The following is a 22,907-nucleotide window of genomic DNA, read 5'->3' on the forward strand; positions in this document are numbered from 1 at the left end:
ATTTTATAGTATATATTATTTACAAATCATTTGCGGAGAATTTGTGAATGATTTACGGGCACTATTTGGTTTTCAACATGTTATATTTGTATTGTAAGTAAGGGCGGAAAACGTACTCACAAGGTTCTTTAAAACCAAAAATAGATTGCCATGACTGATGATGATGGGGGAGATAAATGTAGTAGCATTAAGTGATTGGAAGAAGAATAAAACTTCGTTCACCGTAAATGAAGTACAAATTAACATCTAACGAAAAAAACACCCGTTCGGGTGTTTTTATTTTGAGGTGAGGAGCGAGGATAAATGGAACTAACAAAGCTGGAGAGAGCAATTATGATTGGTACAATCCTTTCTGCTGTTACTGAAGAAGAGCTTAAAGAGTATGTTGCTATAGAAAAATTCCAGTCATTTATTAAAAAGGGTGATGCATTAGCTGGGAACACAACACCAAACGCAAAGAGAGAAGCTGATATAAGTTTAATCAATAAACTAATCGATTTATCCTTAGAAGAAAGTAAATCGGTGAAGAGCAATGAAAGAATATAAAACCAAACAACAGAAGCGTAAGTTCTATGACTGTGGTGAGTGGAAGGGCATTCGTGAGAAAGTAAAGAAGCGCGACAACTATGAGTGCCAAGAGTGCAAGCGCAATGGCCGTGTACAAACAGACACGAATGAATACAGTGAGAGTGCAAAGCGTAAGAAGATTCAACTCGTTGTCCATCATATAAAAGAACTTGAACATCATCCAGAACTTGCATTAGAAATAGATAATCTCGAAATAGTCTGTGTGGATTGCCACAATAAAGAACACGGAAGAATATTCAAAAAGAAACCGAATAAATGGCGATATGATGAAAAGTGGTAAAAATGATTCAGAAACAACACCCCCCCTTAAAAAAATTTCATCAAAAAATAGTCTCAGGGGCACCGGAGGAGGGGGTTAACTGTCAGGTTTTTTTCAAAATTACGCACGTAAGGGGGGTGGGTAGATGGCTGTTAGTATTGTAAGGTTAAAAGAACAGCTTATGAACAGTATTGATATTGCAGATTTAGTCGAAGTTGAAAAGGTAGAACGATACATTGATCTTGTTAAAGCATTTAGAAAAATAAATAAAACTATCAATAAAGAAGGGGAGTCCGTAACAATAAAAAACGGTTCTCAAGTTTTTGTTAAAGCCCACCCTCTTATAAGTGAGAGGAATAAAATTAACAGTTCTTTAATTGCATTAGGAAGAGATATAAAGTTTGTTCCTAAAGTTGGTGCTTCTAATTCGGGATATAGTCCAAGTGATTTAATATGATTAGTCAAAAGTATGTTGAGGAGTACATTGAACTTTATAGAAGCGGAAAAATAAAGTTCAACAAAGAAAGAGAACTGTTAATTGAATATCTAGAAAAACATGTTTTGAACAGAGACGATTTATATTTTGATGATGAAATGATTGAGAAGTGTATCCGCTTTGGTGAGAAGTGGTACTTTCCATTACAATCTTTTCAGAAATTCTTAATAGCATTCGTCTTTTTATTTTACAAGAAAAATGGTCGCGTATTTTATCGTAAATTCCTATGGATGCTTGGACGTGGTGGTGGTAAAAACGGATTAATATCAGTCATCATTCACTTTTTAATTAGTGAAATGCATGGTATTTCGGAGTATAACATTTCCGTTGTTGCAAACAGTGAAGAACAGGCGAAAACAAGTCCTGATGAAGTTCATAAATGCGTTAAACGAAATGAAATATTGCAACGAGCATTTAAAACAACATTAACTCAAACCGTTTCTAAAGCAACAGGAAGTATATTGAAGTTTAGGACATCAAACGGAGATACAAAAGACGGCTTGCGTGATGGTGCGGTTGTATTTGATGAAATACATCAATATGAAAGCAATAAAGATGTTCGAGTCCATATCAGCGGTTTGGGGAAAAAGAAAAACCCACGAGAATTTTATATTGGAACAGATGGATATGTACGTGATGGTTTTTTAGATAAGCAAAAAGAAAAAGCGATGAAGGTTTTAAACGGTGAAGCCCGTCCAAACGCTATCTTTCCATTCATTTGTAAATTGAATGATGAAAAAGAAGTTGATGATTCGGATAATTGGGAAATGGCAAACCCTATGTTATCGCAACCTTTAAGTGAGTATGCTGAAGGATTGCTTGAAACAATCAAGGAAGAATACGAAGATTTAGAAGATGATCCGAGTAACCGAGAAGAGTTCATGACGAAGCGTATGAATTTACCAGTTACAAATTTAGAACGTTCTGTTGCAAAGTGGTCAGAAATTCTTGCTACAAATCGTCCATTCCCTAATTTGTATGCTCAAGAATGTATAGGAGCATTAGACTTTGCGAGTATTAGAGATTTTGCAGCATGTGGCCTTTTATTTAGACAAAATGGTGAGTACATTTTTAAAACGCATTCCTTTGTCCGAAAGGAATTTGTTGATATCTATTATGGATATTCTAAAAAAGCAGGTGAGTTTAAAAAACAGAAATTTGCTCCAATAAAAGAATGGGAAGAACAAGGACTACTAACGGTTGTGGATGAACCGACTATTAACCCTCAACACATTGTTGATTGGTTTGTAGAAATGCGCGAGCAATACGGAATTAAAAAGATTATAGCGGATAATTTCCGTATGGAAGCAATAAGGCCTTTATTAGTTGCGGAAGGGTTTGAAATAGAAGTTATACGAAATCCAAAAGCAATTCATAGTTTACTAGCTCCACGTATTGAAATGGCATTTGCAAATAAACAAATTATTTTTGATGATAACCCTTTAATGCGTTGGTACACGCAAAACGTATTGGTTGTTATCAAAGGTGATGGAAATAAAATATATGAGAAAAAAGAGCCAGTACGTAGAAAAACAGATGGATTCCAATGTTTTGTCCATGCTCTTTATCGAGCGGACGAGATACAAGAGGCGACCGACTTTATACTCAGTGATATTAAATTCTAATAAAGGGGGTGATAACCATTGGATGGTTAGGTTCAGTATTCAAAAGAAATAAAGAGCTAGAATTTATGGTCGATCTGGATTTGATTGCTGATACAGCAAACAGGGTTCATATGAAACGATTAGCAATTGATACATGCGTATCATTTTTAGGAAGAACGATTAGTCAATCTGAATTCAGAGTAAGAAACGGTAAAGCATTTGAGAAGAATGAGCTTTATTATCGATTAAACGTTAGACCGAACAAAAACATGACGGCCAGCACCTTCTGGGAAAGATTTATTCGCAAACTTATTTATGATAATGAGTGTTTAGTTATACAAGCAGATGATGGTGATTTACTTATTGCTGATGGATTTCAACATAACGAATATGCTGTGTTTGAAGATACTTTTACCGATGTAATAGTAAAGGATTATACGTTTAAGAGAAGTTTTAAGCAAAGCGAAGTTATTCATTTAAAGTATCGGAATGATAAATTATCTCCACTTATTGATGGATTATTTGCAGATTACGGGGACTTATTCGGTAGGCTATTAAACTCTCAAAAACGTAAGAATCAAGTTCGTGGAACAGTTGATATGGATATTATCGGTGCTAAAACAGAAGAACAGATAGCCAAGTTGCAAGAGTTTATTGACAATATGTATAAAGCAATTGGTACGAAAGATATCGCTATTGTTCCACAACAAAAGGGTATTAATTATAACGAAATATATAATGGGGTTGCGAATGGTCCTAGTGTGGAAGAAATCAATAAAGTAACCAATGGTTTTTTAAATCAAGTAGCAATGGCTATTGGTATTCCAACAGCTTTGTTATATGGCGAAATGGCTGATGTAGAGAAGCAAACGAAAAATTACATGCTTTTTACAGTAAGGCCATTATTAAAAAAGCTATCTGATGAAGCGAATGTTAAATTCTTTGAAATGAATGAATATCTTTCAGGACAAAAGATTGAAGTTAAAGCTGTTTCTTATCAGAGTATATTTGACCTTGCAACAAGTATTGATAAACTCATTTCTTCAAGTGCATTTACAGGAAATGAGATTCGTTCAGAAGTAGATTATGAAGGTTCTGATGATCCAAACTTAAATATCCATCATATTACGAAGAACTATACGAAACTAAATGAATCTGAAGGAGGTGATAAATGATGGAACATTTGAACATGAATAAGCTTTTAAATTTAAAACGAGATATTCGCTTTGAAGCTAAAGGTGAGAATGAGTACAAATTAACCGTTTATGGATCAATCGGTGGATGGTTTAGTGAAAATAACGCTGAAGCAGTAAGAAGAAAAATTCAAGATGTAAAAGCAGAAAAAATTCACGTTCATATTAATTCGGGTGGAGGTTCAGCATTTGATGGTGTAGCAATTTGCAATCTGTTAAAGCAGCATGATGCCGAAATTATAGTTCATATTGATGGTTGGGCAGCCAGTGCAGCATCTGTTATTGCAATGGCTGGTGATAAGATTGTTATGCCTAGTAATACTATGATGATGATTCATCAAGCGAGTACCATCGAATATGGAAATGCAGATTTTTTTGAAAAAACAGCGAGAGATTTACGAAAAATCGATTCAGCTTTAGCGGCATCTTATAAGAAACGTTTTGTTGGAACAGATGAAGAATTAAAACAGCTTTTAAAGGATGAAACTTGGCTAACGGCAGAGGAAGCAGTTGCTCTTGGTTTAGCTGATGAAATTGCTGATGAAATTGAAATTGATGATACGCAAGAAGATGAAGAAGAGGAAGTTGTAGAAAATTTCAAAGAAGATTTAGTAGCTAAGTATACGAAACAACCAAATAATCAAAATCCAAAAGAGCCTATTCAAGAGCCTGTTAATAAACAGAATTTGAGTACGCTCTTTTTAAATTTAGGAGGAAAATAAAATATGGTGATTAAATTTAATAATTTTGAAGAGAAAAAACTAGCTTTTGCGAAAGCAACACAGGAAGGAACACCAGAAGAACAAACAGCGGCATTAAATTCTATGATTGAAGCACTTGCTACAGATGTCCGTTCGGATATCTTGAATCAAGTCAATGAATCTATTGTAGACCGTTCAATTATGCAGTCTCGTGGTTCTAACGTATTAACGAGTGAGGAAATGAAATTCTTCAATGCAGTAGTTCAAGATGGTGGATTTAAAGATACTGAAACATTACCTAAGACAACACAAGAACGAATTTTTGATGATTTAGTTCAAGGTCATCCATTACTAGAACATATCGGATTAGAAAACTTAGGTGCTGTGACAGAATTTATCTATGGAGATCCAGAAGGTGCAGCTGTATGGGGACCGTTATTCGGTGATATTAAAGGACAACTAAATGCTACATTCCGAAAAGAGTCTATCTCTCAACTTAAATTAACGGCATTTATCCCATTGGCAAATGACATGATTAAACTTGGTCCAGTGTGGGTGGAACGCTATGTTCGTACAATGATTTCAGAAGCTATGTCTGTAGGTTTAGAACGTGGATTCGTAATTGGTACAGGTAAAGATGAGCCTATCGGATTGTTAAAAGATCCAAGTGGAAGTGTAGTTGGAGGAGTATATCCAGATAAAAAAACAGCAGGGACTTTAACGTTTGAACCAGGTCGCAAAACAATCAATGAATTAAAAGGTGTTGTTAAATTACTGGCTAAAAAGCTAAATCCTGATGGTAAAACTGATGCAGACAGACCAAAAAATATTGCTGGGAAAGTAGTTATGGTAACAAATCCGTTTGATACTTTTGATATCCAAGCAAATGCAACAATTCAAAATGCAGCTGGGGTGTATGTGACAAGTTTACCTTTCAATCCAACTCCTTCAGAATCAGTATTTGTACCTCAAGGTAAGGTGCTGTTTTTTGTTAAAGGAGAGTATATTGCAGCGATGGGCGGAACTGAACCAATTAAAAAGTATGAAGAAACATTAGCTTTAGAGGATGCAACGCTTTATATCGCTAAGCAATATGCTACAGGCAAGCCGAAGGATAAATATACATCACAAGTTTACACATTAAAACTTGAAGAAACACCAACTCCACCAGCTCAAGGGTGATGTGAATGGAAACAGTGATTTCAAATGAAATATTACAGCAATTCAAGGATAGGATGCGCTTGGGTGACGATGAAGATGATAACCTAAGACGCATCCTATTTGCATCAAACCAAGCTTTAATAAAAGACTGTGGAGAATATGACATAAACAAAGATGAGACGTTCAAAGAATTAGTTTTTGAACGTTCTCGTTATGTTTATAATGATGCGCTAGAGTATTTTACTAAGAACTTTTTAACGGAAATTAATAGCTTTGGTATTCAAAAAGCTTTAGAAGAAATCAAACTGGACGGTGAATAAAATGCGTCCTTTTCAATATAAAAAACCATTGAATACAGGTGATTTTAGGAATCGAATTATTATCGAACAACCTGTAGTAATAAAAGATGAATTAAACCAAGTAATCGAAACATCTTGGCAAGAATTAAAAAAGGCTTGGGCAATGATAAAAACGGTAAAAGGTTCCGAGTACATTGAAGCTTCAGCTTCACAGGCTACACGGGTTTATCGATTCGTTATTCCATACACTTCTGGTATAACAGAAGAAATGCGAATTAATATGAAAAATCGTATCTTTGATATTATCGAACCGCCAATGAATGATGATGAAATGTATCAAACATTGACCATTTTCGCAAAGGAGCATACTTAATATGAATGATTTTGCGAGTGAGATTGCTAGAGAATTACAAAGATATGCAAATTTAGTAGAGGAAGATATGGAAGCCGCAAAGGAAAAAGTAGCGGATGATCTTGTGGAAGAATTAAAGCAAAAAAGCCCTAAAGATACAGGTAAATATGCTAAGGGGTGGCGTAAAAAGAAAGATGGGGATGCAATTGTCGTCCACAATGCATTAAAACCACAAGTTACACATTTATTAGAAAATGGTCACGCAAAGGCTGGTGGTGGTCGAGTCCAAGCTCAAGTTCACATACGTCCAGCTGAAGAAAAAGCTATAAATGACTTTACTGAACTTGTTGAAAGGGCGATTCAACAATGACATTAGGAGAATTAACAAAAATTCTTGAAGCTACAGGTTATCCTGTGGCTTATTCGCATTTCACAGCAACGCCAGGTAATCCAGTTCCAGCCCCACCATATATCTGTTTTCTTGTGGACGGTTCAGCAAACCTGATGGCTGATAACAAAGTCTATTACAAGGTAAATGATTTAAATATTGAGCTTTATACCGCAAAAAAAGACTTGGTTGCAGAAGCCAAGATTGAAAAAGTCCTAGACGATCATGAAATAACTTATGACTCTTATGGGACTTTTATTGAATCTGAAAAATTATTTCAAAAAATATATGAAACGAGGTTGATGTAAATGAATGAAAACAAAGTAAGCTTTGGTTTGAAGAATGTTTATTATGCTCTCTATGAAACTTTGAATGGAGTAGTAACATTTAAAACCCCAATTCCAATTCCAGGAGCGGTTGAATTAACATTTGATCCACGTGGGGATTTAATTGAGTTCTATGCGGACGACATGCTTTACTATGCAACAAGTAATAACCAAGGTTATGATGGAACGCTATCCATTGCGACTATTCCAGAACAATTTGCTATCGATGCGTTAGGTGAGCAATTAGATGAAACAGACGGTGTATTAAATGAGTTAGCTGATGCAAAAGGAAAAACGTTCGCTTTATTATTTGAGTTTGATGGTGATGTGAATGCAACTCGACACGTTATGTTTAACAACTCAGCAAGCCGACCAACTATTGCATCTAAAACAAAAACTAATTCAGCAGAGCCTAATACAAATGAACTTAAATTTGTATCTAGTCCTATCGATATCAATGGAAAGCGTATGGTTAAAACAAAAACTACATCTAAGACAACACCAGCGATTTATGATAATTGGTACAAAAAAGTATATGTAAAAACACCAGCAGCACCAAAAGGAGCGTAATTATAAATGGAAAAGACAATTACAATTGACGGAAAACAAGTTCGATTAAAAGGTACAGCGGCAACAGTTAAACGCTATAAGGCACAATTCAGACGTGATTTATTCGCAGATATGATGGCATTAGGAGCTATCGGTACATTTACCTCGCAAGATGAGTCACAAGGTACTATCGACCTATCAACCGCAGATTTTAAGAACGTCGATTTCGAAGTTATTTACGACTTAGTTTGGTTATATGCAAAAACAGCAGATCCAAATCTTCCTGATCCAATTACATGGCTAGATGGATTTGACGAGTTTCCTATTTACGATATCATGCCAGAAATTAATGACATGATTCAAAGTACAATGGGAGCAAAAAAAAAATAACAGAAGATGATGAAGAGCAAGGAGCAATCGGTGATGACGAATTAACAACCGATACGTTCCTTGCTCTTTGTTATAAAGCGAAGCTGACACATGGAGATTTAGAAGTTATGACTGTTGGTGATTGCTTTGATTATATTGCTGAATTTGCTGAAATGGAAAATCCGAAGAAAGACAAAGTAAGAAAAGCGACTCAAAAAGACTTTAATGCTTTCTAAGAAAGAGGGGTGAAAATATGGCAGGAAGAATTAAAGGGATTACGGTTGAGATTTCGGGAAATACCGTTGGATTACAAAACGCCTTAAAGGATGTTAATAAACGTAGCAATGATTTAACTAAGGAGCTTAAAGATGTTGAGCGACTGTTAAAATTTGACCCTGGGAATATTGAGGCACTTTCTCAAAAGCAAAAATTACTTACACAACAAATAGAAAACACCACACAGAAGCTAGACAAATTAAAAGCAGCGGAGCAACAGGTGCAGGAACAATTTCAAAATGGAAAGATTTCTGAAGAACAATACCGTTCGTTTAGGCGTGAAATTGAATTTACACAAGGATCACTTGATGGGTTGAAAAATAAGCTTGGAAACATGAAAGCTGAGCAAGAAAGTGTAGCAAGTTCAACAAGACAATTAGAAACGTTGTTTAGCGCTACAGGAAAAAGCGTTGATGATTTTGCAGGAGCATTAGGGAATCGTCTTGTGAATGCAATTAAAAGCGGAACGGCTACTAGCAAGCAGTTGGAACAAGCGATTGGACTTATTGGTCGTGAAGCATTAGGAACAGAAGCGGATATTGAGAAATTACAACGTGCGCTTCGATCTGTGGATGATGGTAATTCGATACAACAAGTACGAAATGAATTAAGAGACTTACAGCAAGAAGCTGGCAGAACAGAGAAAAAGTTTGAAGGTCTAAAAGTAGGATTAGAGAATGTTATCGGTGGAATGGCAGCTGGTGGCGGTATTTCAACCGCAATTGAAAAAGCATTAGATATGTCAAAGTTGAAAACAAAAATTGATATTTCTTTTGATGTCCCTGAATCTTCAAAGAAATCTGTGGAGGAAGCTGTAAGGGGTGTTACCGCTTATGGTGTTGATGCAGAAGCATCTTTAGAGGGCGTACGTAGGCAATGGGCCTTAAATAAAAACGTTAGTGATGAAGCAAATGCAGCAGTTGTAAAAGGAGCAGCAGCGATAGCTCAATCTTATGAAGGTATAGATTTTACGGAACTAATTCAAGAAACAAATGAAATCGGAAATGAACTAGGCATTTCGCAAGAAGGCGCCCTTGGTATGACAGACGCTTTACTTAAAATAGGGTTTCCACCTGAACAATTAGATATTATCGCTGAATATGGTGGACAGCTGACACGAGCAGGATATAACGCTGAAGAAGTACAAGCGATTATGGAAGCTGGGGTTGAAACTGGTACCTGGAATATTGATAACCTATTGGATAAACAATTGTCCCTATGAGTGGTGACATTCATAGCAAACTCCTCTAATTCGGTGAAACTCTCACATAAGAGACAATACCGAGCCAATCCTATAAATAGGAAGTGTGTAACGACTAGTTGAAAGACGTAGGGTGTAAGCAAATGACATCCGAAACGGGGAGCATCTTATATAAAGATGATGATATAGTCTGGTCTTACTGGTGACAGTAAGCAGTCCTTAGAGGACGGGTGAAGTGTTGCGAACTTCACTGAACATTACGGGTCTGAAAGAAGGGCGTATTAAAGCAGCCGAATTTGGTAAAGGCGTCGATAAAGCTATGAAAGAAGCAATTGCAGGTACTAATATTTCAGCGGAACAAGTTGAAAAATGGGGTAAAGCTGTAGCTAACGGTGGTAAAGAAGGTTCAGCAGCTATGACTGAAATTGCACAAGCTTTATCAGAAGTTGATGATGAAACAAAACGTAATGAATTAGGCGTTAAATTTTTCGGGACGATGTACGAAGATCAAGGGCAAAACATCATTAATACTTTGCTAGGTGCAAAAGAAAAAACAGTTGATTTCGGGAAGCAACAAGATAAATTGAATGATTCCATTAAGAAAATGGATGCAAATCCAGCAATTAAATTCCAAAAGGCAATGCAAGATTTACAAGTTGCGCTCCAGCCCGTTCTTAGTGTGATAGCCGATGTTGTTGCTAAAATTGCTGATTGGATTTCTAATAATCCTAAATTAGCAGCCACATTAGCAACAATTGCAGTAGCTATTGGTGTAATTTCAGGAGCATTTATGGCTTTAGCACCAATAGTTGTCGTCATATCGGGTATAGGGGCTGCAATGATGGGATGGGTAGCATTAATTGCTATAGTTGTAGCTGCAGTTGTTGCTTTAGGTGTAGCCATTTATCAAAATTGGGATTCTATAAAACAGTGGACGATAGATACCTTCAATTTCATTGGAGAATATCTATCAGGATTGTGGAATGGAATAGTCGAAACAGCATCAACTTGGCTTTCTTCACTTGTTGAAACGGTATCTGGTTGGTGGTCTTCCTTAGTAGAATCAACGACTACATGGCTGTCATCAATGGTCGAGACAGCATCGACTTATTGGTCATCTTTAGTAGAGACGGCTTCTTCTTGGCTATCTTCTTTAGTTGATACAGCTGTAGGGTGGCTCTCTTCTTTGGTTGAGAACGCATCTACTTGGTGGTCTTCCTTAGTCGAAACAGCATCTCAATTCTTTATGCAATTGTTCCAAAAATGGCAAGAAATTTGGAATTCTATACTTACATTCTTAGATCCAATTATTTCATTAATTTCAACGGTCCTACAAGCTGGATGGTTATTAATACAAGCAGGTGCACAAATTGCTTGGGCGGCAATATCTCAATATATTATTCAACCAATTCAAGAAGCTTACAATTGGGTAAGTACAAAAATTGGTGAATTAGTTAACTGGCTTAGTAAACAATGGGAGATAGCAAAGGCTGCGGCACAAATTGCATGGGGATTATTTAAACAATATATCATTCAACCCGTCCTAGATACTTGGAACTTTGTAAAAGAAAAATTTGGTGATTTGATATCTTGGTTAAGTTCAAAATGGGAACTTGCTAAATCATATACTCTTGCGGCTTGGAATTTGGTCAAACAATATGTTATCCAACCAGTACAAGAATTGTGGAATACAACCAAGCAAAAACTTGGAGATTTAGCAAATTGGATATTAAGTAATTGGGAAAAAATAAAATCTTATACACTTACAGCTTGGAATTTGGTGAAAAAATATGTGATTGATCCAGTAACTGAAACGTATAATCAAGCCAAGCAAAAATTCACCGATTTATATAATTCAGCTAAAGAAAAATTTGATTCCGTGAAGAATGCAGCACAGGAAAAATTCGAAGCAGCTAAACGATTTATTATTGATCCAATAAAAGATGCGGTTGGCAAAGTAGAAGAATTTATTGGGAAGATTAAGGGATTCTTTAGTGACTTGAAATTAAAAATTCCTAAACCTGAAATGCCTAAGCTTCCACACTTTAGTTTAACAACTGATACAAAAACTATCATGGGTAAAGAAGTTAAGTATCCAACCGGTTTCGATGTACAATGGCGCGCTAAAGGCGGTATCTTCACTAAACCAACTATCTTTGGAATGAATGGTGGTAACTTGCAAGGTGCTGGTGAAGCTGGACCAGAAGCGGTTCTACCTTTAAATAAAAAGACACTTGGGGCTATTGGTGAAGGTATTGCTAAAACTATGATTGGTACTACCGGATCTATGAGTCAATTAATGGGTGATATGAGTCGTATGATGGATAGTTCTATGAGCCAGTTATCAGGATTAAAAACTGTTATGAGTGGTGTGTATGGAAGTATGTCAAATAGCAGACAAGCCATGACAAATGGTGTATCAAATCAAGTGTTTAATTACTCGGCTGGATCATCTGGTGGCGGAGCAATTCCAATGCTTGGTGGTGACTTGGTTGTTGAAGTTCCTGTTACTTTGGAAGGACGAGATGTAGCAAGAGGTACTTATAGATATACAACCGAGTATCAAGATAGAGAAGTAGCAAGAAACTCAGCCTTTTAGGTTAGGGTTTCTTTTATTTTATAAAGAAAAGAGGTGTTAACATGAGTTCTTTTACATTTAATAATCAACGTAAAGATTTTATTCAAATAGAAAAAGGATGGAAAAGACCAGCATGGGCACCGTTAAAAAGGAATTTTCTAAGTGTTCCAGGTTATCCAGGGGCAAGGTTATTAAACACACAAACTGACATCCGTGTTCTTTCGATTCCTGTTGGAATTATCGTCCCCGATGAATCAAATTTAGAAACACTGAAAGAAGAAGTAGCTGATTGGCTTATTACAGAACAGCCAGTAGAGCTTATTTTCGATGTAGAGCCCAACAGAACATATTTAGCAGTTGTGGACGAGGGGTTTGATCCAGATGAATTCGTTACTCTGGGTAAAGGAATCCTTAAATTTATTTGCCCAATGCCTTATAAGTTGGGATCTGTACAGGGGAAAATAATGGCTATTGAGAACGGAGACTTAAAGGCTTCATTCCGTAACAATGGCTCCGTAGAGTCTAATCCAATTATAGATATAACTGTAGGAGCAATGAGTCCTTTCCTTGATGTGTGGAACGGTGATGACTATTTCCGACTTGGCTATCCTACTGGGATTCAAAACAAGGTAGTCAAGAAAGAAGATATGGTCATTAAAGATGAAATGAACACGCTAACCCCTTGGACTAAAGCAACTGGGAAGATTGGTAACTATACATGTACTGGTGATATGGAAGTCATCAATAACGCCTACTTCAAAACTAATCTCTACGGAGACGGCACTGGCTGGCACGGTCCTATATACACAAGAGACATCCCCACTGGTCCATTAATCGACTTTAGAGCGGATATGAGAGTAAAGCTGTTTTCTTCTTACATGAACCAGGTCGGAAAAGTAGTCTTAATGTTTCTAGCTCAGGACGGATCAGTTATCTCCGAGTTAAACATGAATGATGATTACGCTAGCCATATTATGACGAAAGCTAATGCGGTTATTGGGGGCACTAAAACGCTGGTGGATACAACTGGATTCTATGCGGATACATTTAACGATTTCAGAGGTCATTATTCTATAGCAAGGCGAGGCACTGAATGGAGTGTTTACTTTGCTAAAGCAGATGGGCTAAACGGAGTAGACGGCACTTCTCTTGTGGAACGTTGGAATGATGTAGCTAAGGAGAATCCAGCAACGTCTAAGTCAATAGCGAAAGTAGCAATTGCTTTCCTACAATACGGAGCCTTATCTACTCCTATGGATATGTGGATTGAGGATTTAAAAGTATGGAAGCTTTACAGTGTAAACGTAGATGAAACTCCTTATATTTTCGATGTTGGAGACAAAATCCAAATAGATACAGAACGTTCACTTGTAACGATCAACGGAACAAATGCAATTGCATTAAAAGATATATTCAGTTCATTTCCTGTTGTAAAACGGGGACAAAATGAAATTATAGTACGTCCAGCCAATGTGGGAATAGCGGAATTAACGTATAGGGAGCGATTTAGATGAGAACACCAAGTGGGGACTTACATGTTGTTGATTTTAAAACAAGTCAAATCGTTTCAGCTATACAACCAAAAGATTATTGGGATGATAAACGGCATTGGGAAATTAAGAATAATATCGATACATTAGAGTTTAGAGTGTTTGAGAATACAGATCATGCGGCAACGCTTGTACAACAAAATTTAGTGTTAAAAGAAGTACGTGGTGGTAGAATCGTTCCTTATGTCATTACAGAAGCAGAAAAAAATTCTGATGATAAGTCATTAATAGTTTATGCATCTGGTGAATGGATTCAGCTTGCTAAAGCAGGAATTATCGAACCGCAAAAAATCGAAAGTAAAACATTGAAACAATGTATGGAAATAGCCCTTAAAGGGACGAAGTGGGAAATAGGTAAAACAGAACATGATGGAGCGCATTCAATGGTAATTGAAGAATTTATTGATCCATTGAATTTACTAAAAAAAATTTCCGCTTCTTTTGAATTAGAAATCCAATACCGCGCCGAAGTTGTAGGTTCCCAAATAGTTGCTCGTTATGTGGACATGGTTAAAAAGCGAGGAAGAGATACAAGGAAAGAAATAACTCTTGGTAAAGATTTGATGGGAATTAAACGTATCGAAAACTCTCAAAACATTTGTACCGCCTTATTAGGTTACGTAACAAAAGATAACGGAGAGTTCATTACGATCTCAGAAATAAATAATGGTGTCCCTTATCTTGTGGATGATGCAGCTTTTCAACGGTGGAATGAAAAAGGAAAACATAAATTCGCTTTTTATACTCCACAAACAGAAGACCAGGATATGTCTCCACAGAGACTTATGACTCTCATGAAAACAGAAATGAATAAGCTTGTGAATACTTCTGTTTCATACGAAGTTCAAGCTCAAAGTATAGGACGAATATTTGGACTAGCACACGAACTAATCAATGAAGGCGATACTATCAGAATTATAGATACGGGCTTTACACCTAAGCTATATCTTGAAGCTCGTGCTATCGCTGGTGATGAATCTTTTAAAGACCCTACACAAGATAAATATGCGTTTGGTGATTATCGTGAAATTGTTGACCAAAACGATGAGTTGCGCAGATTATACCAAAAGATACTTAGCTCATTGTATGACAAGGTTCCTCAGGACTTGTTCGACCAATTACAGAACAAAGTAAACGAGCAGGACCAAGCTATTGAAGATGCTAAGAAAGCAGCAGAGAAGGCAGAGAAAGAAAGTAAGATTGCAAAGGACCTTGCAGAAGCTACAGTTGACTATGTATTGAAGAACACCGCAGAAGTTATTGAGCAACCGACTGCCCCTACTGAGAACTTAAAAGATGGTAAAACTATTTGGGTTAACAATTCAGATCCAAACAATAAAGTAATGTATCTATGGAGTGGTGGTCAATGGACTCGTATCACGCCTGATACTGGAGAGCTAGAGAAAGCCACTGCTGACTTGCAACAAGAGGTCGAAGCTGTAGAGCAAGAAATCTCTGATATCCAGATAGATATTAACTCTAAAGTGGACCAGACTTGGCTAGATGAGGAAATGAAAAAGAAAGCTAATACGGATGATGTCTACACAAAAGACTATGTAGATAAAAACTTAGTAGGCAAGCAAACTTATGAGGTGGACAAGCAAACCAACATTAAAGCTTTCTCTGATATGAATACTAAATATGAGCAAACGGCTGAAGCTCTAAAGTTAACAGCTACTAAGGAAGAACTAAAGCAGACAGATACAAATGTGACCAATGTAACTAAGACAGTCAATGACGTTAAAATATCTGCTGATGAAAACTCTAAGAAGATTGAGAAAGTAGAAGGCGACTTCAAGAATATGAAGATTGGATCAGTTAACTTAGCTATAGAGTCTGAGTTTATCTGTGATGTTAAAAATGCTACTGCTAACTATTCATCAATTAAAACCTTAAAGACTTCCAGCAAAGTAAATTTCCGTAACAAAAAAGTGACTCTTAGCTATATCTTAACAGGTAATATCACTGGAAAAGGGACTAATCCTTGGACGGGTGCTGAAATCGTAGTGCGCTATGCTGATGATGAAGCACAGTATTTATCTATTAGACGTGACGCTAGTGCAATAGGGACTACGTGGTTGGATGCTCTACAGAGTCAGACATTTACTATTAAGGATAAGGACGTAAAATCTTTAATGATAACTACAGGCTCACGTGACGTCTTTGGGAATATCAATATCTCTCATGTTCAACTTGAAGAGGGAACAATTCCCACTGCATGGAATCCTGCTATTGAAGAAGCTGTCTCAACTGGAGATTTCACTAAGACTACTAATGAGATTAAACAGACAGTTGAGAGCAATACTGCTACGATTACAAAACTTCAAGTAGCCGTCGAGAATGGAAATGAAAACATTCTAGTTAATTCTTCAGCAAACAACGAGTATCCTGAGTTTCCGAACGATGTAGGAGGTCACTCTTTTGGACGTTCTTCTCACGTCTTCAAAGATAATTATATAGAGCTGACTTCTATTGACGGAGCTGATTCATTCTATCAAGTTGGTAGCTATAAGTTAACTGACCTAAGAGGGCTCAACGCTGGAGATGAGTTCACTTTCTCAGCAGACCTTAAAGGTGACTCAGGATATGCTCATTTAGTAGTATTTCAATCTACCGGCACGGGATGGAACGAGTCAGGGCAACTCCCTATTAAGGTAGACAATACAGGATTCACTAGAGGTTCATATACTTTCAAGCTTAAATCTGACGCTAAAGGGATTATACTACGAGTTAGATATCCTATGGGTGCAAACTCAACAGGGAAGAAGCTTGCCTTCAAGGATTTAAAACTTGAGCACGGATCAATCTCTACAGCATGGGACAGAAACCGCTCAGAAGTAGCTACTACAAAGCAGACTAATGAGATTAAGCAAACTGTAGATAGCAATACCGCTACTATTTCATCATTAAATCAATCAGTTGGAAGCTTATCAAGTCAAACAAACGCTATACAGCAAACAGTGGACAAGAACACCGCTGAAATTGGCTCTATTGGGAAAACTCAAGGTACACAAGGAGCTCAGATTCAAACCAATACAAGTAAGATAACTCAACTGAGCAATGAGATTAGCTCTAGCGTAACAGATACTGAGATGAGAGACTACATCGGAAATATTGGAAAAGTCAATATGATTTCTAACTCTGCCTTTGAAGATAGAACTATTCATCCTACTACGGGAATAGTAACATCTACTAAGCCGTCTATAGCTAAATGGGAAGCTCGTGGGACCAACGCAAACGCTACAGTTATGGCTGTGAATGCTAGACATCATGAAGGCTATAACTCTGTAAAGATAGAATGCTCAGGGTTGACAGACGCTAATTTTACAAACATTAGCCAATCGATGCCTATTGTAGATGGCTCAGGAGCTTACATCTTCTCAGTATGGATATTCACTGACAATGCAAACGGTATCGATGAAGGTGGAGCTATTGAGATGACATTCCGTAATGGTAGCACTCAAGTTGCAACCAAGCTTACTTACTTTGATAAGAAGCTACCAAGTAACACATGGACTCAATTATCTGTAAAGTTAGAAGCTCCTACACAGCCAGCTAATGAGGTTAATATCCGTATATATGTAAGGAAGAATGGACGTGTATGGTTATCTCAGCCGATGGTAGTACAAGGCTCTGAATTGTCTACCTTCATGGAAAACCCTAAAGACATTACTAACTACGATCAGCTCATTGGGGAAGTCGCTAAGAAAGTTGCTACTTCTGAGTTTAATCAAAAAGTAACTACGATGCAGACTGATATCAATCAGAACACCAAAGCTATTTCCTTACGAGCTGAGAAAACTGAAGTGTACAACAAAATTGACTCAGACGGACGCTTTGGAAGTAAAGCTATAGTAGAACGTCATGAGTCAGAAATAAAGTTACAAGCCGAAGAAATAAGTTCACGAGTTAAATCAGGAGACATAGCTTCAACGATTAACCAAACAGCTCAAGCCGTTTTGATCCAAGCTAATAAGATAAACCTTGTTGGTGCCGTGACGGCAGAGTCCATCAACTCAGGTATCTTGAGAGGGACGCAGATTTACACGAATGCAGATACATCGGGGAACTATCTGAAGCTAGAGAAACAACATCTAACGTTAATGAATGGCACTCAGCCCCGTGGATACTTTGGATTTATCTCACGTACAGATAGCGGAATCCAATCTGCTTTAGTCCTTGGGAATGACTATGCGGTAAATAAACAACTTGAGGGATCTCTTGTAATTGACCACGTTGTACAAGGAACTGCATGGACAAACGCAGTAGCATCTATTGGTATCGCTTCAGGCGGTAAAACTGGCAATGACATCAATAAGAGCTCATACATTAACTTTTACCGTTACATGGACAAGATGGAGATACGCTCACAAGGACCTATTGAAATGAACGCCATTAAAGGCGATATCAAAATACGTTCAAATAGCTCTAATGGGATATCGATAGACTCTGCTACTTATATGAATTTTAACTCAAATACCGCTACTTACCTGTTTAAGAATGGACGAGATATTGTCGATAAGTGGACATTGAAGATGTCGGAGAACGGTATCAACTCAGGTGACGTAGACTTAAATATAGGTAACCAATTAACTCTCCGTGTAGCTCGTGCGTATCCGTACACTATGGAAGGCTTGCAGGTTAAAAACAATAAAGGTAATGACTACGCTGGAGTATCTTGCGGGACTTTAACTTACGGATCACTATCTCAACGCTCTACACGTCAACTCAAGACTGCAATTAAAGACATTGAAGCTATTAATCCACTAGACAAACTTATGGAGCTTACACCTCGCCAGTATTACATGAAAGCTGATGTAAATAAGCTGTACGAGAAGCGCCAGGAGATAATTAACAGTGGCTCAGGTGAGAAAATGCCAACTTACGAGGACATTGCGCATCAATACGGATTCGTTGCTGAGGAAGTCCCTGAGCCATTCGCTACTGAGCATAAAAAGACAGTCAACATGTATCCTCTTATCACAATAGGTATTGCAGGTACTCAGGAAGTCTACAAGAAGCACCTAGTTCTTGAGGAAACTGTTAAGACTCAAGCTGAGAAGTTAGAAGTACAAGCAGTAGCGATTCAAAAACAAGAGGACAGAATCGCACGGCTAGAAGAGTTATTAATCCAAAAATTAATAAATTAGAAACCAGAGCAGCGATAAGCTGGTCTTTTTTTATTGCCTAAAAGGGGTGGTCAAAGTGGAAGGATTACAAGATTTAAAGCAAGAAATCCAACAAATTAAATCAGACCAAAAAGATATGCAGCGTGATATCAGAAACTTAGAAACACGTACTACAGTCAATGAAAAGGACATTGTAAATATAACTAAGCTTCTTGATAAAATCGGCGCCAATACTACATGGATTTTACGCCTTATTGTTGGTGGTATTATAGGCGCAGCGCTCACTTTCTTAATGAAAGGAGGTGGTATGTAATGTTTGAAATCACTGTAATGATTGGAATTGTAGTTGGTCTTTCACAGATTGCGAAAACAATTGGATTACAAACAAAATACGTTCCGTTATTGAATGTAACGCTTGGCATTGTGCTAGGCGTTTTATTTTTGGGCGGAGATATCAAAACAAATGTATTTCAAGGAATCATCATTGGATTGTCAGCAAGTGGACTATTTGATCACACAAAAATTATGAAAAAGGATGTTGATGTAAAATGAAAAAGACATTAAAACATATTTCTTCTGTAGTCTTTGCGGTTATTTTAGTTTTATCTATTGCAACAAGTGCTTTTGCTGATAGAACACTTATTATTCCTGATTTACCTAAACAACCATATCGTAATGGTGTAGGTGCTTATGAGGGCGTAGTAGCACATTCTACAGCAACACCAGAAGCACCAGCTATTAATATTCAAAAATATGAGTCTCGTACATGGCGTTCAGCATTCGTACATTATGCAGTTGATTGGAATGAAACAATCCAAATTGCTGATACGAAATACATTGCTTATGGCGCAGGACCAGGAGCAAATAAAAGATTTGTACATGTAGAGTTATGTGAAACAGCAGACTATACAAAATTCAAGCGTTCATATGAAAAATACGTAAAACTTTTAGCGAAAATCTTAAAAGATAACAATTTATCTGTAGAAAAAGGATTATGGACTCACTACGATGTAACGAAATACCTTGGTGGAACAGATCATGAAGATCCACTTGATTACTTAAAATCTCATGGCGTTTCAGAAGCTCAATTTAGAGCAGATGTACAACGTGCATACAATAATTCTAATGCAGAAGTTTCTGTACCTGAAAAGCCGTCTAAACCAGCAGAGGTCCCAACGGCTGTAACAGACGGTATTGCTTATATTGAGGGTTACAACGTTAACTTACGTAAAGGACCAGATACAAGCTATTCTAAGATTCGTCAGCTAAACAAACCAGAAGCTTATGTTGTGTGGGCTGAAAAGGATGGTTGGTTAAACCTTGGCGGTGAACAATGGATTAAAAACGATCCATCTTATGTGAAGTTTAATAAGAAAAGCACAGTAGATTCTTCTATTGTTGGAAAGCGTGTTGTTTCAAAAGTTAACAATCTACGTTTCTATGATGCTCCTTCTTGGCAGGATAAAGATGCTGCTGGTACAGTTGACGTAGGATTTGGATTTACAATCGACGCAAAGGTAAATGTCAATGGGTATCCACAGTATCGTGTTTATAATTCGAAGGGGCATAAGTACTATATTACGGCTAGTGATTTTTATGTAAGTTGGCTTAGATTTAGATAATGAAGAAAGCCGCCCATTTTTAGGTGGGCAGCTTGTCCTTTAATATTTTATTTCTCTTCTTTTTCTTTGTAGTTCAAAGCAATCTCTACTATTTCTTCTGGAGTTAAGTCTCTAAAATCCCAAAAAATCAAGTCACTCGGAGCTGGGTGAGGCACATTCGCCTTTAAGATATCAATATACTTACTACCCAACTCATCTGGTAATTTAGGATCACATATTTGTTCTACAAGTTTAATAAGCTCATCTTTAGTCATTTTACTGTTCATGTTATCTACCCCTTATAAATTTATAACCCTTTTTTTCCAAAATGATAAGCAGGGTCTAAGATGGTTTGGTGAGTCTTAGGAGATACAATAATTAAGTTATCAAGGTTATAGACATCGCCCCCTTGATGAATAGGTTGCTTGTGGTGTAAGACATACACTTTATGTGCTCCATACTGCTCTGATCCGGGAGTATAAGGCGCTTTACCTTCCAGCATCCTCATCCTGTTCATGCGATTAAATTCGTTTGCGTAGCTCGAATCAGCAACTGTTTTCCAAAACTCAGCTCTAAATTCATCGAATGATTTGAATTCCTTTCCAACCAACTTATTTCGAATTTCTTGCGGAATAACACCAATTGAACCATTATTATACATTAATTTCTTTTGAGTCCCTAAACTTCGTTCAAGATTAAAACTTGAAGTTACTGTTCCTGGAGATTTTCTTTTTTCCGCACTAGAAATTGTAGTCTTTGCAAAATTATAATAGGCTTGATTTAGTTCGCTTTGAGGTATCTTGGTTATGATATTTCCACCAGCAAAAGCAAATCTATCTTTCAATGGTATTTGATTCGAAACAGACGAGATACCTTCTGAGAATTTTGCTAGATTCGTACCTTCACCGAGTGTAGTTACTTTCCCTACTCTGCTTATCCCTTTATCCCCAATCCATCCTAACCCAAATCCCATAAAAATATTTGTTCCCCACTTTGTACCACTTTCTAAATCACCATGCCAAACATCATTCATAAATGAATCCGAAAAAGTATTACACATAGTATATGCCGTCTCTAAAGGGTGACCTATAGCATACTTAATATTTTCTTTTGTTACTGTATCATCTAATGAATCAAACCCTTCTACAATACCTCCAATAACTTCCCCAGAACCAACGTATATACCATCCAAAATTTTTCTAAGCATAGATTTTTCAGGGGGGGTATCATACATTGTACCTTCTTCGATATTATCATCTGATAAATTGTTATTTACAAAATTATCCGCTTCGCGTGCCTTAGCTTCTGTCATTTTTTGAATGGAAGTCGTCCAGTCCATATTCAATCCCTGTGTACTAAATGTACCACTTACGGGACTAAAACCTTTTCCACTTTGGACTTCCGCTAAACCCGTCGCAATGTTAGCGGCTAGTTGGAGTGCAGTATCATAATTACTACTAGAAGTATAATTGAATTCATATAAATGCTCTAGTTTTTCTTCAAGTTTTTTTCTCATCGCAACTAAAACAGCCACAATTGCGTCTATTCCAGACATTGGCATTGGCATAGCTACATCTATCGCTTCTATACTTGCAATCGATTGATTGATTTTCTGTATTTGTTCTCTTATTTCTTGTTCGATAACATCAGTTGAAGCTACCTTTGATGCAAATTGACTTGGAAAGGCATCATTCTGAACAATTAATTCTTCACATAAATAAATGATCCCTTGTGCTAAAGGACGAAAGGTTTGTACAAAAAATGCTTTTGCACTGCTATATGTTTGTCCTTGTAGAACAGTATCAATTGCAAAAGCGTCAATCGACTGAATGGCTTGTTCCATACCTTGAATGGTAGCGGTACATACAGCGTTCATGCTTTGAGTCTGGCTTTGTACTTCTCCCAAATACATATTTAAACTCATGCATTAAACCTCCCTTACTAATTGTTGTTGCTGATAGGAAAGGTCGTTTTCTAAATCACTAAGGTCTCGTCTTTCTTTAAGCAATGTTTCTTTTTTGTTTTCCAATTCAAATGTGACTTTTCGTTCAATATGTTGTGCATCTTGATACGTATTCATAAAAAACTGAGACATTTCTCTATCACCATGCCAAGTTCCTAAAATTCGATCAAACAAACGACGGTTTCGACCTCTCCATTCAAAAAAATCTGCTTCCACTTGTTCCTGAGTTTGAATCGCGAATTGATTTCGGTCCTGCTCTTCAAATACATTTCGTAACTTTTGATTTAACTGTTTAATTTGGTTTTCGATATCTCGATCCATCTT

Annotated in this window: 24 protein-coding genes; 21 read left to right on the plus strand and 3 right to left on the minus strand. The window is 37.0% G+C overall.

Annotation, left to right across the window (positions count from 1 at the left end):
- Positions 1–303: 303 nt before the first annotated feature.
- The 21 genes from AB3X48_RS00655 to AB3X48_RS00755 all read left to right on the plus strand — a co-directional run bounded on the left by AB3X48_RS00655 (position 304) and on the right by AB3X48_RS00755 (position 20,641).
- Positions 304–546, plus strand: a complete 243-nt coding sequence (locus tag AB3X48_RS00655; RefSeq protein ID WP_367958543.1) for a hypothetical protein — start codon at positions 304–306, stop codon at positions 544–546.
- Positions 533–868, plus strand: coding sequence for an HNH endonuclease (locus AB3X48_RS00660; RefSeq protein ID WP_367958545.1), 336 nt, complete (start codon positions 533–535; stop codon positions 866–868). Before AB3X48_RS00655 ends, AB3X48_RS00660 begins: the two co-directional genes overlap by 14 nt.
- 124 nt (positions 869–992) lie before the next feature.
- Entirely contained in the window at positions 993–1,304 is a 312-nt protein-coding gene (locus AB3X48_RS00665; RefSeq protein ID WP_016105978.1) for a P27 family phage terminase small subunit, read from the plus strand.
- A complete protein-coding gene (locus tag AB3X48_RS00670; protein WP_016105977.1) occupies positions 1,301–2,968 on the plus strand; it encodes a terminase TerL endonuclease subunit in 1,668 nt (555 codons plus the stop codon). The genes AB3X48_RS00665 and AB3X48_RS00670 overlap by 4 nt, the downstream gene beginning before the upstream one ends.
- A gap of 8 nt (positions 2,969–2,976) precedes the next feature.
- On the plus strand, positions 2,977–4,122 hold the full coding sequence (locus AB3X48_RS00675; RefSeq protein ID WP_088099459.1) for a phage portal protein: 1,146 nt from the start codon (positions 2,977–2,979) through the stop codon (positions 4,120–4,122).
- On the plus strand, positions 4,122–4,862 hold the full coding sequence (locus AB3X48_RS00680; protein WP_088099467.1) for a head maturation protease, ClpP-related: 741 nt from the start codon (positions 4,122–4,124) through the stop codon (positions 4,860–4,862). The genes AB3X48_RS00675 and AB3X48_RS00680 overlap by 1 nt, the downstream gene beginning before the upstream one ends.
- A gap of 3 nt (positions 4,863–4,865) precedes the next feature.
- Positions 4,866–6,023 carry a phage major capsid protein gene (locus AB3X48_RS00685; protein ID WP_088099458.1) on the plus strand — a complete coding sequence of 386 codons (1,158 nt, stop codon included), beginning with the start codon at positions 4,866–4,868 and terminating at the stop codon, positions 6,021–6,023.
- A gap of 5 nt (positions 6,024–6,028) precedes the next feature.
- Complete coding sequence (locus AB3X48_RS00690) at positions 6,029–6,322, plus strand: hypothetical protein (RefSeq protein ID WP_088099457.1); 294 nt, start codon at positions 6,029–6,031, stop codon at positions 6,320–6,322.
- 1 nt (position 6,323) lies between these two features.
- A complete protein-coding gene (locus AB3X48_RS00695; protein WP_088099456.1) occupies positions 6,324–6,674 on the plus strand; it encodes a phage head closure protein in 351 nt (116 codons plus the stop codon).
- Position 6,675: 1 nt separating this feature from the next.
- Complete coding sequence (locus AB3X48_RS00700) at positions 6,676–7,023, plus strand: HK97 gp10 family phage protein (protein WP_423747638.1); 348 nt, start codon at positions 6,676–6,678, stop codon at positions 7,021–7,023.
- Positions 7,020–7,349, plus strand: a complete 330-nt coding sequence (locus tag AB3X48_RS00705; RefSeq protein ID WP_088099454.1) for a hypothetical protein — start codon at positions 7,020–7,022, stop codon at positions 7,347–7,349. The genes AB3X48_RS00700 and AB3X48_RS00705 overlap by 4 nt, the downstream gene beginning before the upstream one ends.
- Positions 7,350–7,937 (plus strand): major tail protein, encoded by a 588-nt coding sequence (locus AB3X48_RS00710; protein WP_367958550.1) that lies wholly within the window; start codon positions 7,350–7,352, stop codon positions 7,935–7,937. It begins immediately after the preceding gene.
- A gap of 6 nt (positions 7,938–7,943) precedes the next feature.
- Entirely contained in the window at positions 7,944–8,306 is a 363-nt protein-coding gene (locus AB3X48_RS00715; RefSeq protein WP_002128744.1) for a hypothetical protein, read from the plus strand.
- A gap of 26 nt (positions 8,307–8,332) precedes the next feature.
- A complete protein-coding gene (locus tag AB3X48_RS00720; protein ID WP_229193772.1) occupies positions 8,333–8,521 on the plus strand; it encodes a hypothetical protein in 189 nt (62 codons plus the stop codon).
- Positions 8,522–8,538: 17 nt separating this feature from the next.
- Positions 8,539–9,783 (plus strand): hypothetical protein, encoded by a 1,245-nt coding sequence (locus AB3X48_RS00725; protein WP_088099452.1) that lies wholly within the window; start codon positions 8,539–8,541, stop codon positions 9,781–9,783.
- Between the two features lie 475 nt (positions 9,784–10,258).
- Positions 10,259–12,361, plus strand: a complete 2,103-nt coding sequence (locus AB3X48_RS00730; protein ID WP_337360601.1) for a phage tail tape measure protein — start codon at positions 10,259–10,261, stop codon at positions 12,359–12,361.
- 41 nt (positions 12,362–12,402) lie between these two features.
- Positions 12,403–13,854, plus strand: a complete 1,452-nt coding sequence (locus tag AB3X48_RS00735) for a distal tail protein Dit (RefSeq protein ID WP_088099451.1) — start codon at positions 12,403–12,405, stop codon at positions 13,852–13,854.
- A complete protein-coding gene (locus AB3X48_RS00740; RefSeq protein WP_367958553.1) occupies positions 13,851–19,040 on the plus strand; it encodes a phage tail spike protein in 5,190 nt (1,729 codons plus the stop codon). The genes AB3X48_RS00735 and AB3X48_RS00740 overlap by 4 nt, the downstream gene beginning before the upstream one ends.
- Positions 19,041–19,095: 55 nt before the next feature.
- Positions 19,096–19,332 (plus strand): hemolysin XhlA family protein, encoded by a 237-nt coding sequence (locus tag AB3X48_RS00745; RefSeq protein ID WP_088099449.1) that lies wholly within the window; start codon positions 19,096–19,098, stop codon positions 19,330–19,332.
- A complete protein-coding gene (locus AB3X48_RS00750) occupies positions 19,332–19,571 on the plus strand; it encodes a holin (protein WP_088099448.1) in 240 nt (79 codons plus the stop codon). Before AB3X48_RS00745 ends, AB3X48_RS00750 begins: the two co-directional genes overlap by 1 nt.
- Positions 19,568–20,641 carry an N-acetylmuramoyl-L-alanine amidase gene (locus tag AB3X48_RS00755; RefSeq protein ID WP_016105963.1) on the plus strand — a complete coding sequence of 358 codons (1,074 nt, stop codon included), beginning with the start codon at positions 19,568–19,570 and terminating at the stop codon, positions 20,639–20,641. Before AB3X48_RS00750 ends, AB3X48_RS00755 begins: the two co-directional genes overlap by 4 nt.
- A 47-nt stretch (positions 20,642–20,688) precedes the next feature.
- Here AB3X48_RS00755 and AB3X48_RS00760 read toward each other — a convergent pair whose 3' ends face one another.
- Genes AB3X48_RS00760 through AB3X48_RS00770 form a run of 3 tightly spaced genes read right to left on the minus strand, consistent with a single transcriptional unit; the run spans position 20,689 to position 22,904 of the window.
- On the minus strand, positions 20,689–20,907 hold the full coding sequence (locus AB3X48_RS00760) for a bacteriocin immunity protein (RefSeq protein ID WP_003193833.1): 219 nt from the start codon (positions 20,905–20,907) through the stop codon (positions 20,689–20,691).
- Between the two features lie 20 nt (positions 20,908–20,927).
- A complete protein-coding gene (locus AB3X48_RS00765) occupies positions 20,928–22,544 on the minus strand; it encodes a pyocin-S2/colicin E7-DNase domain-containing protein (RefSeq protein ID WP_367958556.1) in 1,617 nt (538 codons plus the stop codon).
- 3 nt (positions 22,545–22,547) lie between these two features.
- Positions 22,548–22,904 carry a DUF3958 family protein gene (locus AB3X48_RS00770; RefSeq protein ID WP_016105961.1) on the minus strand — a complete coding sequence of 119 codons (357 nt, stop codon included), beginning with the start codon at positions 22,902–22,904 and terminating at the stop codon, positions 22,548–22,550.
- Positions 22,905–22,907: the final 3 nt, after the last annotated feature.

It is taken from the genome of Bacillus sp. S4 (genome assembly GCF_040838205.1).
GTDB lineage: Bacteria > Bacillota > Bacilli > Bacillales > Bacillaceae_G > Bacillus_A > Bacillus_A cereus_U.